Genomic DNA, 15,136 nt, shown 5'->3' with positions numbered 1-15,136 from the left:
TCCGGGCCGCTTTAGCTCAGCCGGTAGAGCACCGCATTCGTAATGCGGGGGTCAGGTGTTCGAGTCACCTAAGCGGCACCATTTTTTCATAGCAAAATCAATATATTGCGCGATGCGCAGCGACTTTACGATTTGTCGAAAACCTATCCGATACCATATAGATACCACTCGCGCGGCAGGGGGCACGGAGTTGCCCTTTCAAATAATACGCCTATAAATGGAGAAAATTTGTAGGGGGAAATTATGCGGATCGCGGTTGTGATCGTTTCGGCGATGATATTATTACCACTGCCGGCTGTTGCGGGCACATGGCAAATTGCTGAAACACCTAGCGGTAGGGCTGAGGCAATATTCCTGGACTACACGCCAGCGGAGGCAAGCGGATTGCTTGCGGACGGCTGCATCAACGCTGGCTGGATTGTGGTGTCGAGCACGCCGAATGAAGTGAAGTGTGAAGTTAAACTCAACTTTGGTCAGCAGTTAGTGAAAGAGCTATTCCAAGGCAATCGGTATTCTACGCCGGTAAAACAATATCTCCGAACGACAATCTCCCAATCGCAAGACGGCGCTAGGGCGCAGGCATACCTTTGGGATGAAACCCAATTCGCGTTTGGTCAGATACGCACCACGCCGCAGGACGGCGATGGTTACGTCAACCGTATGCAGAGCTATTTGGTAGATTCCGGCGGGGCATTACCCAAAGGTACAAAATTCACCAATTTTGCTTACCTGGGAATCACCGGCGATACGCCTGTTGTGCAAGTGCCTTACAATGGAAAACTTGCAAAAGGCCTTAGGGTAACCAATCTCCAAAACGACGGTTCTGGCGCGAAGGCTGGGCTACAGGCGGGTGATGTTATATTGCGCGTTGCAGATAAGCGAACAGATAGCGATCAAGAACTGATGGAGGGCCTGAATAAGGCTGCCCGTCAGGGATCATTAAGCATTGAGGTCTTCCGGGGGCAGATGGTTATGAACCTCTCTGGCCCTGTTATATATAGGCCTGCTGTATCGGAATATGATCCAGACGCTTACGCAAAACGAGAAGTGCAGAAAGTTGCGGTCGTAGATGCCACACCGGCACCATCAGCAGCCGACGAACTATTGAAATACGGAACTCTTCTTGAGAAGGGCCTTATCTCAAAGGACGAATACGACGTTCAAAAGAAGCGCCTGTTAGGCCAATGACGCTCCCGGCCGATCCGGCCATCAAGCTGGGGTTTGAAGCCGAGACGATGGACGAAGCTACGAAGAAGGTCGCTCCGGTGTGGGGCGGCCTTTTCTATACCTGGAACTGACACCACCCTCAAAAAAACGGTGGAGGTGGCCCCTCTCCGAAGGCCCACTTCGTTCCCTCCTGGTTCAATGCAAACGGCGTGACGATCCAGATGTTGTCCTCGTCGTCTGCGTTGTTATCGCCCTCATCGCCGTTAAGTTCCGTATCGCTGTCGTGCCCTTCGTCGTCACATTCGACCTCGCGGTCGTCAGTGTCGCCGGTAAAGTCGATGATGTGATTCCGGCCGTCCATCGTGGCGAGAGAGGTTTCGTTCTCGTCGCCAGTCATCTCCATATCTGGGTCGCCGTCGATTTCATCCATCCAGGCGATAAGGCGCTCCACAGCCTCGGCCATGCGGTCGCGGAGCTGGCTAAGCTGCACACGGGGGTGAGTTATAATTTGCGCGCTCATGCCTTCGCCCCCTTCTTCTTGTCGTCAAAGTGGCAGGTGGCGTAGTGAAGGGCGAGGTCGATAAGCTCAGGCTGGCCGGCGATATAACCCCTATGAGCGCGCGCGATGATGGGGTTATCCGTATGCGGGAACGTCAGGACCGAGCGAATAGCGGATTCGTGGGTGTCCTCCGTCAGGTCGTACTCGGCTTCCTGCTCCGCTGTGGAGCGGGTGCCGAATTGCTGTTCCAGAGCGCAGTTGTCCTGGGCGGCCTTCCACGCGTCTTCGTCGTCGTCTGAAATGGTCGCAGCGAATGCCGCCGCATCGCTATAAGCCTTGATGGCCCTGTCTGTAGGCAAGATGAAGCTTTCAAGCAGCCTGATCACCTGATGAGGCTCCGCGAGCACCGTCTCGCGCAGAGGGACATGCTCGAGAAGCGTCTGGATTTTCGTAGTGATTTCATTGGCGGTGGCGCACTGACAAGCAACGAATGCCCGGCCGGCCGCCATTTCTTCGTCCCACGCGGCGACATATTCGGGCGTGTCGCCGTCGCCGGTAGGGTCAATAACCGCCAGCGCAGCCGTTACGGCCGCTTGATAATTGGCGATCGCCTCCGTCAGATTGTGGGGCGTTGCAGCCGGCGCCTTGAACGCGGCACGCATTGTGCTAGTGCTGTTTACAGCCATGACCGTATCTCCTGGATCGGTTGAGGTTAGGGCCAGTTGAGGGATTGCCGTCCCTCTCTGGCCTGTATCAGCATGGCACATGTGCGCATTTAGCGCAATGATAATGTGCACATAGTGTGTACTATTGCGCTACATGCGGCCTAATGCTATGCCTGTGGGATGGACATTACCGCCGCTCAATGTCGCGCTGCCCGCGCGCTCTTGAATTTGAAACAGGACGCGCTTGCGGAATTAAGCAGGGTTAGCCGTCGGACCATCGCGTATTTTGAGAATGGGGAGCGCATGGCAGTGCCAGCGACTGTGGAAGCTCTGCGCCGCGCCCTTGAAGCACAAGGTGTGATCTTCATTGCTGAAAATGGTGACGGGCCAGGAGTTCGAATTAGGAAGGGCGCTTAGTGCGATACTACCTCTTCACGCGCAATAAGATTGCAACTGAACATGACACAAGCCCATTGTGGGATATGTACGAGGCGTGTCCTGACGGCACCGAACTCTTCCAGTTTTCTGATCGCGTTTACCATTTATCCGACTGGAATGTTGAGGAAGGCATCACATATGAAGATGCCTGGAAGGATGTGGACCTTTTCCGTATATTCACCCACCTCGAACCAGCGGAACTTGTGGCCTCGATCCGTATAGAATTGGAAGCGTTTGATTATTGGGCGCTCATTTCGGCGCAAGGCGTCGTGTGGGAGAGTTTCCCCGGAGGGCCGGCAACGCAAGCTTTTAATCGTGCGTGGCATATCAAAGGGGCAGGCTTCGGCATGCTGTTCGTTAAGTACGATGAAGAGAATAATGACTGGGAAGGCCACGCTGCGAAGCTGCAGGCAGCACTTGGCGCCAAAGTCCAGCCATTCTTTTATGCCCGCAATGGCAGGGCATTCATCATCGGAGATGGACGTTCATTTGAAGAATTAAAAATACCGCTCAACCGGCATCAGCGCCGCACGTTTGGCTACGCGGGTGTCGATGGTATGGGCAATGCATTTTTGAACGGAAAGTGGTGTAATAATATATGGTATATGGCAAACGCCTTTGGATATGTAGATGAGGATGATGACCCGACTGAAGCGTTGGACTAACCTTCTTGTTCGCTCCAAACGATGTCGATCTCACCGCCCAGGTAGTGAACAGCTTTTATGATATTTGTAATACTGGTGGAACGTTCGCACTGCGCAAAAGTATTTGGCGCTCCGATTCTCCGGGCAAGACAAACTATAGGCAGTTTAGCTTCCTTCATTTTTTTTCGGATAGACCCGACTGCTGGGTGGCGAAACGCCGATGCTTCGCGAGGGTGCCGGCGGAGAATTTTGAACGATTTTATCTGAAAATAGATAGCTTCCCAATTCCGCTCTGGAAACATTTTACGAATTTCATCATTGGAAATCCCATCTTCTCGCGCCTGCCTTAATCGCGATATATCGGTAACCAGCCATGGCTTTATGGGAGTGGTAAGCTTCAATGTTTGACCGCGAAATCTGATCGCGCATTTTGTACGCCGAGGAAGCGCGGATAGAAGTGAGGGAAAATCCGGATAAAGTTGCCGGACCAATGCGTCTTCTTCGGGCAACCATCGTTGTGCAGGCATCTTAGTTCACCCATACAGCAACAATTGAACCGCCAAGTATTTTGAGCGCGCCGCTAATGGCCCACGTATCAAGCTTCTTTGGAGCCACAAAATATTTTTTGCGCCCTACCCAAAAATCCAGTTCGGCCATTGTGTAACCTAGATCAAAAGCGCGCTGCCGGATTAGATCGACAATTCTCATTCCGGTCGGCTTGGGTGGCTTCCTGGGCCTTCTGATTTTCAGGTGTGACGCCTTGCCGTAAATCTGGCGCTTCGACCGATCGCCAAGGATGACGACGATATCGCTGATCGGCTCGCCAGCCTTATACGGCGGCACCATTCGCTTCTTTTCATCGGGCTGCCAGAATTGAACGTGCTTCTTGAAGCCAATGGCGCGGGCCTTGGCTTTAATAGCGCCAGCCGTTCGGTGTGGAAGCCGTCCTTCAATAGCGGGCCAGTCCGGCCAGAACTCTTCGATGATGTCAGTCTCAGACGGCATCCAGATAAGCCGCCCACTGAGGGTCCGGCCGGTCTTCCGCATGTATCTGATCATTGACTGTTTCGCGTTGAAGCCGCGCTTAATGGACTCGGATACGTACATGGCACGCTCCTATGCGTTGCCGCCCAGCGAGGGGAGCACAGCACGAGTCGCAGGCGGCTGCCAAGTGCGGTCGAAGAAAAGGCTTGACCCGACCGCGCTCGACGTGCCCTGAAAGAGGTAACAATATAGGGGGCTTAATGCGCGCGTATATAGGGATGCTGGCTGTAGCGGTTACAATGGTAGGGTGCAGCCCTTCGACGCCACCGGCCGATAACGGTAAGCCTTTCATCGTGCCAAGCGCTGCGGAGGCTCCGGACCTCACCATGCAGGAAGCCCTCCGCAGGGGCAAGATCAAGGCCTTGCAGGCACCGTTCACGGTCTATGCCGTTGATGCCCAGCATCCACTATTTACCGTGTCCTGGGACAAGGCAGCACTTGGCAAATTGAAATGGAAACCGGATGCCGGCGATAAGGTGCTGGACGGCATGGCGCTTACCATCGACAGCACAGAGGGGCTTTCACCCTTCTATGATTACTGCTTTACCTATGGCGGTGACCACGCTCAAAATGCCACGCATTTTTGCACCGTCACGCTGATCGCGGCGATGAAGGCCAGAGGTGAACAGGCAAAAAATAAGGCCCCGTGAGGAGCCTTATTTCTAATTATGCGACTGGGCAGCTTTTGGAAACTTGCAGGTCACGCAATTGCTTTTTGCGTTCTGCCGCGCTCTTAAGCGCCTCGTTCTTTTCCATTGCGTTGCCGATGCCGTAATCACCGAGGAAACCAGCGACGGACTTCCAGTTGATTTCAGACCCCTGCGCGACTTGCAGTTCAAAGCCTTCGACCTTGGCAATTTCGATGCCGAGTTGCTTACAGTCATATTGATCGGCCTCGGCCGAAACGATCGGCGTCATGCGACCATAGCGCTTTGTGGCGCAACCGGACAAAGCAATAGACAAACCCAGCGCCGCCACAGCAGCGACGCGGGTAAATTTTGAGATTTTCAAGATAGCCCCCTGATATTGGTAGTAGAAGGCCGCAACCTTGCACAACTTTTAGGACAGCGCAACAGTTTGACCTTAATCAGGGTTGCAATGGCCGGCTACGTCGGTAAGTTCTGGCACAGCGCAAATGCAAATGGGGATGCAATATGAATGACGCAGGCCTGGACAAACTAAGCGACGATGTGTTCAAGCGGATCGCGCCGTTGATCGAGGGAAAGCCGAACGTGGCCGTCCTCGTAGCGCTGACCGATGTGATGATCAGGGTGGCCAATAACGGCCAGACGGGAAAGACCCGGCAAGATGCACTACGGCTTATTTCGACAGTGACGGCGATTGCCGCTGGCCGTCCGGGATGACTGATCCTGATCAAGCCTTCCGTATCCGCTTCCGTGCCGAGACCATGGACGCTGCGGCGTCACACGCTGAACCAGCCAGAGCGGCGGAACTGTGGGCCAAGGCCGATGAACTAAGGCGCCAGGCATTCAGGATGGAGGAGACGGGGCGGTAGGGAAGAGTCTAAAGCATCTGGCTGAGTTTGGTTTCCGACAATATGCCTTGCAAGTCGCCCCCTGATGAGAGATGTTTCCTAATAGGAGCAGCGTTATGAGTGAGGAAATAATCACATTCGTTATAGACGGCGCGAGCGCGAGAAACAACGCGATACCCGCTGCCGCATTCCTTGCCAAATTATCCTCTTTCGTTGCCGTCATCTATGCTTTCGAGAGGTCTTTTAGCCACAAAGATAAGCGCCAAATTGACCTGGAAATCGTGGACTTGACTAGGAATAGTCCCGCTCAAATTAAAATGCGGGTGAAATCGAAGATTAATGGCTATTCCGCCGTAGCGGCTTTAGGCTGGACATTTGACCAGATTGACCGTTTATCTCGCGGCGAGGCTATTGATCCCGCTATCACAAGTGCCGCGCTTGACAATGTAATAGATTTTGCAAAAGCTCGCGAAGCTCGTATGCCTGAATTGGGCGAAATGAGTATTCGATACGAAGATCGCAGTATTGTCGTTGATGCGACAATGGCAGAGCGGGCGATATCGGCACGAAATAGTATTGCTTCCGACACAATAACAAACTGGCACTCTGGCGTTTCTAAAGGCAGCATCTTAGGTGAACTGAGAAGCGTAGCTGATATTGATGGCGAGCGAGAATTTTACATAACCCCACCGACGGGCGCAAAGAAAATTCGGTGCATCTTCCCCGAAGACCTAAGAGTACAGATGCGAGAAAATCTATTCAAGGTAGTTCGGGCACACGGCTTTCTACACTATGGTAGCGAATCCCCCTTTCCAGTTCTGCTTGAGGCGTCTCAAATAGAGGGCATAACTATACCTGATGGGCATTTCGCAGACTTGCGCGGGATTTTTCGAGATGTTGAACAATCTCGTTTCGCAGGAAGCGGCCTATGAGCGAAGGGTTAGATTTATATTACTGGGACGCTTGTATATTTTACGAATGGCTTAAAGACGAGCCTGTAGACAGGTTAATGAAGCAACAAGTCCAGCATATTTTGAGAGAGAATAAAGAAAAGCGTAATAAAATATGCACTTCGGTAATAATGCATTTAGAGGTATTGCCCAAAAAAGTAGGGCGAGATGAAGAAATTAAGTATATGGGAAATTTCTCATCACTACATTTCTTTGACATTGAACTAGATAGAAATATTCTTTCCCTAGCAAGAGAAATAAAAGACTATTACTACGAAGAAAAAACCGAAACTGAAACTTATAAAATTATGTCTACCGGTGACAGCATACAGCTAGCAACAGCAATAATTCATGACGCAACTGAGTTTCATACACGGGACAACAAGAAAAAGGGCGGCAATGTGCCGTTGCTAACTCTATGCCAAACCTCACCAAATGGTAAAATTTGCGGAAAGTATAGCTTAAAAATTGTTAGCCCAATTGCATATCAGGGAGATTTACTTGATAGCTAGGGCGATAAGAGTCATACGGTTTGTCTCAACATGACATCACATCTCCTCTTCAAGTTGGTCACTACGATAGACGCCCTTGGGTTAAGTCCCCATGTGAGGCTGGCCACTAACTAAAGCCTCCACTCCGGCGGGGCCGTTTTCGTATACACAGCCGCTCCTCACCGGGCGGCCTCATGAACGCATCGATTTTTTATTGGCAGCCCGTCCAATCTCCCCGTGCTGTTTCATTCAATGCAATGGCAGGGGTTACGCGGAGAGGCGGTAATCCCATTAGGGTTGGCTTTAGGGCCGGCCCTTTTGCGTTTCTCAGAATTGAATATTTACGCGCCGATTGGTCCTCTTCGAGTGCAATGCACCGGAGACCACATGAACGACCTTATTCATAAGACGATTAGCGGCGTCGATAAGAAGACGATCGACCACTTCAACGCGGTATCCAACCTGGTAAATCTCATTGAGGACGCATATCCGGGCGAGATGACGGGGGACGATAGGAAGATGCTGGAGGTCTACATCGGGCGTATTGTCACTGCCGTGGCCACCAATCAAATCGACCCATTCTCCGGCGTCAATGATATTGATCAGGCACTCAGGCTGGCAGAGGCGGGCGTGCCGGATTTTCTCGATTTGATTGAATAGCGGGCACAAAAAAAAGCCGCCCCCATTTCTGAGAGCGGCGTGTCAAATTCTGGTGTGTTTCTGAAATAAGGGTGAGCGTTATTTCAACTTAGCCCGCCCCACTGCCCCCGCCCTCCAAGCCTTGATGCCCTTGACCTGTGATGCGCACCCGTCTCGCTGTTCCCGTGTCAGGCTCAACTCGTCTGACAATGCGCCATTGTTCACCGGATCGCGCTCGGAGGTATCGCAGTCCTTCACGAGCTTTTCATCCGGCAAATCGGACACATAGCGATATTCAATGGCCGGCTTCGGACGCTCCCCGCACGCTGTCAGGGCGACGGAGAGCATCACGAACAGCAGGGGGAACCGGAGTTTCGGCCCAGGATTTGACTTGCGGATCATTTACGGCGGCTTTCTGTATGATGGTTCGCGTCGTAACGCCTCGGTCACGGATCGCGGCAAGGTCGGTTTGCAGGTCCGCCATGATGGATGCGTTGGCAGATGCGGCGGCTGCCTGGCGTTCGATTGCCTTAGCGTTCTGCTCGTTCACGGTACGCAGGGAATCGGCCTCCGAGCGGGCGGCATCCCTTGCATCATCCGAGTGCATCATCTCGCCACGGAAGTAGACGACGCCGATCAGCAGCAGGGCGATGACGGCGTATGGTGCGAGTTTGAGGTAGGTCATGCTAGGGGGTATTTCGTGAAATAAAGGATGACAGCACCCAGAACAAACAGAACCGGAGGCGCCCACTCCCTTACAGCTTTGGCGAATTTCTGCGCGCCAGAAGCTTCCGACTTGTCCTTCTCCAGCGCCTGAACTCGCCTATCAAGAGCGTCATGAGAGTTGTTAGATGCTTTGTGGATTTCCAGCACTGTCATTTTCGCCGCCTGCTCTGCCATTTCATGACGTATGGCCGTGATTTGCGCTTCGAGCTTGACGGCTTCGAACGTTATCACCTTGTCTCGCACCTCCCGCATGTCGACACGGAGGCTTTCGATTATAGTCCCAAGTGTCTCAACGTGGGCAGTCAGTGTACGCACAGCCAATATCTCACTCTGACGCAACGCTTGGTCTGGTTCGGGTTTGAGGAAGTCGGATTCGCCTGACATTGGTTATGCCTCGAACATTGCGCGTTCGGCGGCGCGGCGCGCGGTAAGGCCATTCAGAACTCGACCACGCTGTTTGTTCCAGCGTCCGAATTGCTCAGCGGCGCCGGCGTAATTGCCAGCATTCAGCATCCGAACCAAGGTCGAGGAATCGAAATTCGGCTCAGCGCGCCCGTTGTGTTGGCTAACGTGGCCTTCGGGCGCATTGGCGCGCGATTTGCCATGGCCTATCCTGAGGTCCAGCTTGAGATCGTCGCCGAGGATCGCAAGGTCGATCCAGTAGAAGATGGTTATGACCTTGTCATACGCATCGATCCGTCTCCCGATGAACGCCTCATAGGCAGATCCTTCCTTCACGATCGTCGCGTGGTCGTGGCGCCCGTGAATATGCCCAAGCCCAAAGACAGTCCAAGCGATGTCAAGGCCGTGGTTCTGTCTGCGGTCCCCGCCGGCGCGACATGGCCGATAATCACAGCAGAAGGAGACGTGGTTCTCGCCCCCTGTCCGGTGCTGCGCTTGTCATCCTTGCTGATGGTCAGGGAAGCTGTCTTGGCGGGGGCTGGCGCCGCGCTGTTGCCGTCGCTTCTGGTGGCCGACGATATAGATGCCGGTCGCTTAGCTTATTGGGGAACCCAAGCGGGACCACCCGTTGAAATCTGGGCCCTGCAAAGTTCACGTCGTCTTATCGGCGCGAAGGTGCGTGCGTTTCTCGACGTTCTTGAGGCGACTTTCCCTAAGAAGGCTTTTACGGCTCCGTCAGTCTAACAGGCAAATTTACACTAGTTCTACTTTGCGTTACGCGGGATGCAGACCCAGCGACATTTTGCGACATCTGCTTCCGCCACTTCCGCTTCGGGGCGCAAACGAGCCGAAATACCCTCAAGCTTCAACAACCTCTTCGAGATATGATTGAAGAAAATTTCCAATCCTGGAATAGAACCAGGGATAGGATCTCACGCACAATATGCCATCATCCTATTCATATGCCACTTCTCAGATTGTAGCTATTATATCTGTGAATTCATACCATTAACCGTCAACGATGGAGCAATTCACCTCAATGGGGTATCGTGTAGGTCGTTGGATAACTTCATATTAGAACGTATTAAGTTTTTATTGACTATCTGAGGCTAGCTGGTGAGGATGTGGGTATCTTTGCGTGGCACGGCCGGCGCAGTGATCCTTGGGGGGAATTTATGAGGAATGCACCGAATCGCCTGGCAATGGGCTGCGCCATTTTCAGCATACCGGCCCTTATGCTAGCTGCGCCGGCATTCGCACAGAAATTGACGTATACGCCGACCACTCCGACCTTCGGTGGTAATCCGTTCAATTCGTCGCATCTTCTCGGTGTAGCGAACGGGCAGAACGACTATAAAGATCCCGAAAGTAAGGCCACCACCAGCCAGAGCGACCTGTTCGCCAGCCAGTTGGAGTCGCGTTTGCTCTCAGCTTTCTCAGCGCAATTGACCGATGCGATTTTTGGCGAAAATGCCCAGCAATCCGGCACCTTCACCTTAGGCGACCAGACAGTGACGTTCGATCGCGATCTGGAAAACGTCAATATACAGATCACCAACAGCGCTACGGGTGAACTGACCAACATCACCGTTCCTCTCTATCTTCAAGTGAACTGATGCGTCTGTTCGTTTCTCTGCCCATATTGATGGCCGTCTTCTTGTTAAGCGGTTGCGTCACCGCGCCACACGGCTCAATCAAGCCGTCCTCTTTTGCATTGCCGACCTATGCGCAGCGCACGGCCAGCCAGCAGGCCTTGTTCGATCTGCCGCCTCCGACACGTCCGGTTGCCGTTGCCGTATACGGCTTCACCGACCAGACGGGAAAGTTTGAGCCGTCCGATACGGGGCAGACCTTGTCCCGCGCGGTCACACAGGGCAGTACCTCCATCCTTCTCAAAGCTTTGCAGGACGCGGGTCAGCGCCAATGGTTCACCATTGTCGAGCGTGAACAGGTCTCCCATCTGTTGAACGAGCGTCAGATTATTCGCGAAATGCGCGAACGGTACCTCGGTGAGAAGGGCGTCAATCCGGATGCCTTGCCGTCCCTGCTTTTCGCGGGCGTGATTCTCGAAGGCGGCGTCGTCGGGTATGACAGCAATGTGCGCACCGGCGGATCCGGCGCCGGTTTCCTTGGCATCAGCGTCCATGACCAATACCGGCAGGATATGGTTACGGTCTATCTACGCGCCGTTTCTGTCCGTACCGGCGAAGTGCTGAGTTCGGTGACCGCCAGCAAGACAATCTCCTCTTTTGCCCTGGGCGGCGGTATTTACCGTTATGTCGCCTATAAGCAATATCTGGAAACCGAGACCGGCACCACCACCAATGAACCGGCCAATATGGCGATGCAGCAAGCCATTGAAAAGGCAGTCTATGCCTTGGTTATGGAAGGCGCCGAACAGAAAATCTGGGAGTTCCAGGACAAGACCGCCGCATGGCCCTATCAGTGGGCTTATGGGAGGGAGCGCGATGGCGTCTTCACCGCCGAGCAGGTGGAAGCGGCCAACAAACGCGCTCGTCAGCAAAAAGCGACACTGGATGCGGAAGAAAAAGCCGGAGGGACGGCGCGTCCGCGTGCGGATGCACCACCGCCGATGCCGGTGCAATCGGCTCAACCCGAGGCCCGGCTTCAGGGCCGGCCACCGACGGGCCGGCCAAGCTAACAGGTTTCATTATCGTGGTGTCGTCCTGCGCCGCCGGCTCCCGATGATGTAAGTAGCGTAAGCGTAAGTATGAAGTAGGGGGCTTTGGCAAAACGCCGGCTGCGCCCGCATACCAAGTTCAATCAACCTATGTTCGCCCCCGGGCGGTCGTCCCGTTACGCCTCGCGTCCGGGAACGGGAATCCTTTGTCTTAAAACAGGAGTTTAATTCATGAAACGCAATATTTTGGCCACGGTGTCCGCCGCGGCGCTCCTTTTGGCCGCGGGCAATGCCCTGGCTGGAAATACATCGACGGTTAATCAGGACGCGAACAGCACCAACGTTTCCGCGGCCGTCAATCAGAATGGCACAAACAACGCTTCGGAAATCGACCAGGCCGGTGCCGACAATAGCGCTGACGTGGTGCAAAAGAAGACCGGCAACAAGTCCCAAATCACCCAGGGTCAACTCGGTGGCAGTACGGCCACTGTTCAGCAAACCGGCAACCGTAACGATTCGCAAGTCGACCAGACCGGCCTGCAAAACTCGGCCGGCTCGGTTGATGGTACTACGGTTATTCGCGGCGTTATCCAGAGTGGCGATGATAATATTTCGACGATCGCGCAAGCGGGTAGCTTTCAGTCTGCAGAAGTGCATCAGAGCAGCGACAGCAATCGCTCCGATATCAATCAAGGCGGCGTTCTGGGCATCGATCATGACGCTACCGTTATTCAGTCTGGCACCGGCTTCAACAAGTCGGACATCGGCCAGACCGGCATCAGCAATTCGGCCGATGTCATTCAGCGCGGCAGCAACGCTATTTCTTCCGTGATCCAAAGCAGCGCCGACCAGACGGCCACCGTCGATCAAGGTGGTGATGCGAACGACTCCACCATCACGCAGGGCGGCACCGTAGGAGCTCATACGGCCAGTGTCACCCAGCGCGGCAGCACCAACACGTCAAACGTCGGGCAAACCGGATACAGCGAAGATGCTTCTGTCGTTCAGACAGGCAACAATGGCAAGTCTGCCATAACACAAGGTGGCGCCGAACAAACCGCCAGTCTTAATCAAGGCGGTGACCGCAACGAATCCATCATTACCCAGGGGAGTGTGACCGCGGAAAGCATCTGGGCGGCTGTCCAGGGACATAATCACGACGCCGCCGTCATTCAGCGTGGCAGCGACAACACATCCGACATCGGCCAGACCGGGTACAATGAGGCGGCCAATGTTACGCAGAAAGGCAGCGACGGCAAGTCCACTGTGACGCAAGGGGGGACCGATCAAACAGCGACGCTCGATCAGGCGGGTGACGCGAACGTATCCACGATTGACCAGCACGGCGGTCAGGTGAATACGTTCTTTGGTATTCCCTACAGCGAAACGGCGGGCTCTCATGAAGCGACCGTCACCCAGCGCGGCACCAACAACAATTCGGATATTGATCAGAACGGCATCAACGAAACGGCCACCGTCGTACAAAAGGGTGCGAATGGCGTTTCGACCGTCGCTCAGAATTCCGGCAAGAACCACGATGCCACTGTGACGCAAACCGGTATCAGCGACACGTCGCATGTTACGCAGACGGGTAACAATGCGCTGGCAACGGTCTCCCAGTCGGGTAATGATGACACGTCAAACGTGACCCAGGGCGGGACCGACCTGACAGCCCTCGTGTCACAATCAGGCAATGGCAACGACTCAACGATCGGCCAAACCGGCAAGGCCGGATACGCCGATGTGCGCCAGTCCGGCGATACCAGCAAATCAACCGTCACCCAATCCGCCAATGGCACCGGCGGCAACCATGCTTACGCGAAGGTGGCTCAAAGCGGCAGCGATCAAACCTCGGAGGTTGTGCAAACCGCCAATGCGTCTGCCACGGTGACCCAAAAGGCTGACAATGCCCTGGGCGGTTATACACTTGACGCCTACAAGAACAACTATTCGAAGGTCGAGCAGAATGCTGCCGCGACCGCCACGATATTGCAGAACGGTACGCTGAACCGTTCAACGGTGACGCAAAATGCGGCCGCGACCGCCAACGTCAACCAGAAGGGTGTCTTCAATCACTCGACCGTTGACCAGCAGGCCGGTGCCGCCAGCGCCATCGCCGATGTGACTCAAAACGGCACCTATGGTGACAATCGCTCCAACGTCACTCAGTCCGCAGTGGCGACGGCCATAGTTACCCAAGCGGGTAACATGGCGGCCGGCGCGGCGAACTATCCGAGCAATGAGTCGGATATCGCCCAATCTGCCGCCGGCGCCTATGCGGAAGTTCACCAGACCGGCGACAACAATACGTCTGAAGTCACACAAAAAGGCACCGGCGGTGACGCAGTGGTCAGCCAGTATAATACGGGCAATCACTCCGAAGTGACGCAGATGGCGACGAATGCGTCGGCGGATGTCATCCAGTCGGGCAGTGACAACACGTCCGAACTGACGCAAGGGCGGGCGAACCTCTTCACTCTTTTTGGGGAAAAGGCACGCATCGTACAATCGGGCGACCGTAATACATCGACGGCCAGTCAGACCAACTCGAATGACAATCTGAGTGTCAAGCAATCGGGCGATGACAATACCTCGACGGTTACGCAGTCGAACTCCGCTAACGGGTCCGGCAACGCTAGCGATCCTGCCGATGTTGGCGTGAAACAAGCGGGCAATTGGGGCGTTGCGAGCGTGACCCAGGCGGGGCAGGGTGGTATCGCCTATATCGACCAGATCTCCGGTGGCGATCACAATACCGCCACCATCGCCCAAAGCGTCAGTAATAAGCCGGCCAATGGGACCTATAATTTCCCGCTTTCGGTCGCCAATATCACGCAGGGTGGCGATCACAATACCGCCAGCATTACTCAGCATAGCGGTGCCACCGATGCTAACAGCGCTAGACATGAGACGGCGACCACTGATCAGCGCGGCAGCAGCAACGCCAGCACCATCGACCAAACCAATACGACGGTAGCGGCCGTGGATGCCTATAATGAAGCCCACGCCAGCCAGAACGGCACGTTTAACGCATCGACGCTCACTCAGGACGGCATCCAGCTTTATGCCAGCGTCGATCAGTCGGGCGATCATAACGTCTCGACACTGACCCAGTCGGGCACGGATAACCATGCTGAGGTTACTCAGGCCGTCGGTGGCAACACTTCGACCCTGACCCAGGCAGGCAGCAACAACGAGGCTTATGTTGCTCAGACGTCCTACGGCAACACGTCCACTATCAGCCAACTCGGCACCGGTGGTTACGCTAACGTCACTCAGTAAACCTGAGCGAAACCGGCTGGCGTTCTTGGCGGCGCCAGCCGGACTAAATCAGA

22 protein-coding genes and 1 tRNA gene are annotated in these 15,136 nt (G+C 54.4%); 14 read left to right on the top strand and 9 right to left on the bottom strand.

Annotated elements, in window-relative coordinates; genetic code table 11:
• Positions 1–5 precede the first annotated feature (5 nt).
• Positions 6–81 (top strand) — tRNA-Thr (locus VL130_RS01675).
• Between the two features lie 162 nt (positions 82–243).
• Positions 244–1,188 (top strand): PDZ domain-containing protein, encoded by a 945-nt coding sequence (locus tag VL130_RS01670; protein ID WP_325360442.1) that lies wholly within the window; start codon positions 244–246, stop codon positions 1,186–1,188.
• Positions 1,189–1,306: 118 nt separating this feature from the next.
• Here the strand turns inward: VL130_RS01670 and VL130_RS01665 are convergent, their stop codons facing one another.
• Positions 1,307–1,687 carry a hypothetical protein gene (locus VL130_RS01665; protein ID WP_325360440.1) on the bottom strand — a complete coding sequence of 127 codons (381 nt, stop codon included), beginning with the start codon at positions 1,685–1,687 and terminating at the stop codon, positions 1,307–1,309.
• Positions 1,684–2,352 (bottom strand): hypothetical protein, encoded by a 669-nt coding sequence (locus tag VL130_RS01660; protein WP_325360438.1) that lies wholly within the window; start codon positions 2,350–2,352, stop codon positions 1,684–1,686. Before VL130_RS01660 ends, VL130_RS01665 begins: the two co-directional genes overlap by 4 nt.
• A 159-nt stretch (positions 2,353–2,511) precedes the next feature.
• Between VL130_RS01660 and VL130_RS01655 the strand changes: the two genes are divergently transcribed.
• Together VL130_RS01655 and VL130_RS01650 are read left to right on the top strand one after the other, a co-directional pair.
• Positions 2,512–2,748, top strand: a complete 237-nt coding sequence (locus VL130_RS01655) for a helix-turn-helix transcriptional regulator (RefSeq protein ID WP_325360436.1) — start codon at positions 2,512–2,514, stop codon at positions 2,746–2,748.
• Positions 2,748–3,434 (top strand): hypothetical protein, encoded by a 687-nt coding sequence (locus VL130_RS01650; RefSeq protein WP_325360434.1) that lies wholly within the window; start codon positions 2,748–2,750, stop codon positions 3,432–3,434. The genes VL130_RS01655 and VL130_RS01650 overlap by 1 nt, the downstream gene beginning before the upstream one ends.
• Here the strand turns inward: VL130_RS01650 and VL130_RS01645 are convergent.
• Positions 3,431–3,940, bottom strand: coding sequence for a hypothetical protein (locus tag VL130_RS01645; RefSeq protein WP_325360432.1), 510 nt, complete (start codon positions 3,938–3,940; stop codon positions 3,431–3,433). The genes VL130_RS01650 and VL130_RS01645 overlap by 4 nt on opposite strands.
• Position 3,941: 1 nt before the next feature.
• Entirely contained in the window at positions 3,942–4,520 is a 579-nt protein-coding gene (locus tag VL130_RS01640) for a hypothetical protein (RefSeq protein WP_325360430.1), read from the bottom strand.
• A 137-nt stretch (positions 4,521–4,657) separates the two neighbouring features.
• On the opposite strand from VL130_RS01640, the gene VL130_RS01635 reads away from it, so the two are divergent.
• A complete protein-coding gene (locus VL130_RS01635; RefSeq protein WP_325360428.1) occupies positions 4,658–5,107 on the top strand; it encodes a hypothetical protein in 450 nt (149 codons plus the stop codon).
• 16 nt (positions 5,108–5,123) lie between these two features.
• Here the strand turns inward: VL130_RS01635 and VL130_RS01630 are convergent, their stop codons facing one another.
• Entirely contained in the window at positions 5,124–5,468 is a 345-nt protein-coding gene (locus VL130_RS01630) for a hypothetical protein (protein WP_325360426.1), read from the bottom strand.
• Positions 5,469–5,611: 143 nt separating this feature from the next.
• Between VL130_RS01630 and VL130_RS01625 the strand changes: the two genes are divergently transcribed.
• The 5 genes from VL130_RS01625 (at position 5,612) to VL130_RS01605 (ending at position 8,053) form a co-directional block, all read left to right on the top strand.
• Positions 5,612–5,821, top strand: coding sequence for a hypothetical protein (locus tag VL130_RS01625; RefSeq protein ID WP_325360425.1), 210 nt, complete (start codon positions 5,612–5,614; stop codon positions 5,819–5,821).
• Entirely contained in the window at positions 5,818–5,973 is a 156-nt protein-coding gene (locus VL130_RS01620) for a hypothetical protein (protein WP_325360423.1), read from the top strand. Before VL130_RS01625 ends, VL130_RS01620 begins: the two co-directional genes overlap by 4 nt.
• Positions 5,974–6,068: 95 nt before the next feature.
• Positions 6,069–6,884, top strand: a complete 816-nt coding sequence (locus VL130_RS01615; RefSeq protein WP_325360421.1) for a hypothetical protein — start codon at positions 6,069–6,071, stop codon at positions 6,882–6,884.
• Complete coding sequence (locus tag VL130_RS01610) at positions 6,881–7,414, top strand: type II toxin-antitoxin system VapC family toxin (protein WP_325360419.1); 534 nt, start codon at positions 6,881–6,883, stop codon at positions 7,412–7,414. Before VL130_RS01615 ends, VL130_RS01610 begins: the two co-directional genes overlap by 4 nt.
• A gap of 366 nt (positions 7,415–7,780) precedes the next feature.
• The gene (locus VL130_RS01605; protein ID WP_325360417.1) at positions 7,781–8,053 is read left to right on the top strand and encodes a hypothetical protein; all 273 of its coding nucleotides are present in this window, start codon (positions 7,781–7,783) and stop codon (positions 8,051–8,053) included.
• Between the two features lie 78 nt (positions 8,054–8,131).
• Here VL130_RS01605 and lysC read toward each other — a convergent pair whose 3' ends face one another.
• From lysC to VL130_RS19470, 4 genes are read right to left on the bottom strand one after another with little or no spacing between them, the layout of a single operon-like run.
• On the bottom strand, positions 8,132–8,380 hold the full coding sequence (lysC, locus tag VL130_RS19600) for an Rz1-like lysis system protein LysC (RefSeq protein ID WP_422652912.1): 249 nt from the start codon (positions 8,378–8,380) through the stop codon (positions 8,132–8,134).
• Positions 8,328–8,717, bottom strand: coding sequence for a hypothetical protein (locus VL130_RS01600; RefSeq protein ID WP_325360415.1), 390 nt, complete (start codon positions 8,715–8,717; stop codon positions 8,328–8,330). The genes lysC and VL130_RS01600 overlap by 53 nt, the downstream gene beginning before the upstream one ends.
• The gene (locus VL130_RS01595) at positions 8,714–9,142 is read right to left on the bottom strand and encodes a hypothetical protein (protein WP_325360413.1); all 429 of its coding nucleotides are present in this window, start codon (positions 9,140–9,142) and stop codon (positions 8,714–8,716) included. Before VL130_RS01595 ends, VL130_RS01600 begins: the two co-directional genes overlap by 4 nt.
• A 3-nt stretch (positions 9,143–9,145) precedes the next feature.
• The gene (locus VL130_RS19470) at positions 9,146–9,271 is read right to left on the bottom strand and encodes a glycoside hydrolase family protein (RefSeq protein WP_414636190.1); all 126 of its coding nucleotides are present in this window, start codon (positions 9,269–9,271) and stop codon (positions 9,146–9,148) included.
• 45 nt (positions 9,272–9,316) lie between these two features.
• Between VL130_RS19470 and VL130_RS01585 the strand changes: the two genes are divergently transcribed.
• The 4 genes from VL130_RS01585 to VL130_RS01570 all read left to right on the top strand — a co-directional run bounded on the left by VL130_RS01585 (position 9,317) and on the right by VL130_RS01570 (position 15,083).
• Positions 9,317–9,904: a LysR substrate-binding domain-containing protein gene (locus tag VL130_RS01585; RefSeq protein ID WP_414636189.1), complete on the top strand. Its 588-nt coding sequence runs from the start codon at positions 9,317–9,319 to the stop codon at positions 9,902–9,904.
• A 431-nt stretch (positions 9,905–10,335) separates the two neighbouring features.
• Positions 10,336–10,776, top strand: a complete 441-nt coding sequence (locus VL130_RS01580; protein WP_325360411.1) for a curli assembly protein CsgF — start codon at positions 10,336–10,338, stop codon at positions 10,774–10,776.
• Complete coding sequence (locus VL130_RS01575; protein WP_325360409.1) at positions 10,776–11,822, top strand: CsgG/HfaB family protein; 1,047 nt, start codon at positions 10,776–10,778, stop codon at positions 11,820–11,822. The genes VL130_RS01580 and VL130_RS01575 overlap by 1 nt, the downstream gene beginning before the upstream one ends.
• Before the next feature lie 210 nt (positions 11,823–12,032).
• The gene (locus tag VL130_RS01570; RefSeq protein ID WP_325360407.1) at positions 12,033–15,083 is read left to right on the top strand and encodes a hypothetical protein; all 3,051 of its coding nucleotides are present in this window, start codon (positions 12,033–12,035) and stop codon (positions 15,081–15,083) included.
• Positions 15,084–15,136: the final 53 nt, after the last annotated feature.

The organism is Asticcacaulis sp., assembly GCF_035497195.1.
Classification (GTDB): domain Bacteria; phylum Pseudomonadota; class Alphaproteobacteria; order Caulobacterales; family Caulobacteraceae; genus Asticcacaulis.
The sequence above is the reverse complement of the archived record's forward strand: the minus strand, read 5'-3'. Positions and strand labels throughout refer to the sequence as shown.

Coding starts and splice junctions, on each gene's coding strand:
- VL130_RS01570 (WP_325360407.1), top strand. CDS start 12,033: ATGAAACGCAATATTTTGGCCACGGTGTCCGCCGCGGCGCTCCTTTTG.
- VL130_RS01665 (WP_325360440.1), bottom strand. CDS start 1,687: ATGAGCGCGCAAATTATAACTCACCCCCGTGTGCAGCTTAGCCAGCTC.
- VL130_RS01620 (WP_325360423.1), top strand. CDS start 5,818: ATGACTGATCCTGATCAAGCCTTCCGTATCCGCTTCCGTGCCGAGACC.
- VL130_RS01640 (WP_325360430.1), bottom strand. CDS start 4,520: ATGTACGTATCCGAGTCCATTAAGCGCGGCTTCAACGCGAAACAGTCA.
- VL130_RS01580 (WP_325360411.1), top strand. CDS start 10,336: ATGAGGAATGCACCGAATCGCCTGGCAATGGGCTGCGCCATTTTCAGC.
- lysC (WP_422652912.1), bottom strand. CDS start 8,380: ATGCTCTCCGTCGCCCTGACAGCGTGCGGGGAGCGTCCGAAGCCGGCC.
- VL130_RS01595 (WP_325360413.1), bottom strand. CDS start 9,142: ATGTCAGGCGAATCCGACTTCCTCAAACCCGAACCAGACCAAGCGTTG.
- VL130_RS01670 (WP_325360442.1), top strand. CDS start 244: ATGCGGATCGCGGTTGTGATCGTTTCGGCGATGATATTATTACCACTG.
- VL130_RS01645 (WP_325360432.1), bottom strand. CDS start 3,940: ATGCCTGCACAACGATGGTTGCCCGAAGAAGACGCATTGGTCCGGCAA.
- VL130_RS01625 (WP_325360425.1), top strand. CDS start 5,612: ATGAATGACGCAGGCCTGGACAAACTAAGCGACGATGTGTTCAAGCGG.
- VL130_RS01605 (WP_325360417.1), top strand. CDS start 7,781: ATGAACGACCTTATTCATAAGACGATTAGCGGCGTCGATAAGAAGACG.
- VL130_RS01660 (WP_325360438.1), bottom strand. CDS start 2,352: ATGGCTGTAAACAGCACTAGCACAATGCGTGCCGCGTTCAAGGCGCCG.
- VL130_RS19470 (WP_414636190.1), bottom strand. CDS start 9,271: ATGCTGAATGCTGGCAATTACGCCGGCGCCGCTGAGCAATTCGGACGC.
- VL130_RS01635 (WP_325360428.1), top strand. CDS start 4,658: ATGCGCGCGTATATAGGGATGCTGGCTGTAGCGGTTACAATGGTAGGG.
- VL130_RS01655 (WP_325360436.1), top strand. CDS start 2,512: ATGGACATTACCGCCGCTCAATGTCGCGCTGCCCGCGCGCTCTTGAAT.
- VL130_RS01610 (WP_325360419.1), top strand. CDS start 6,881: ATGAGCGAAGGGTTAGATTTATATTACTGGGACGCTTGTATATTTTAC.
- VL130_RS01615 (WP_325360421.1), top strand. CDS start 6,069: ATGAGTGAGGAAATAATCACATTCGTTATAGACGGCGCGAGCGCGAGA.
- VL130_RS01600 (WP_325360415.1), bottom strand. CDS start 8,717: ATGACCTACCTCAAACTCGCACCATACGCCGTCATCGCCCTGCTGCTG.
- VL130_RS01575 (WP_325360409.1), top strand. CDS start 10,776: ATGCGTCTGTTCGTTTCTCTGCCCATATTGATGGCCGTCTTCTTGTTA.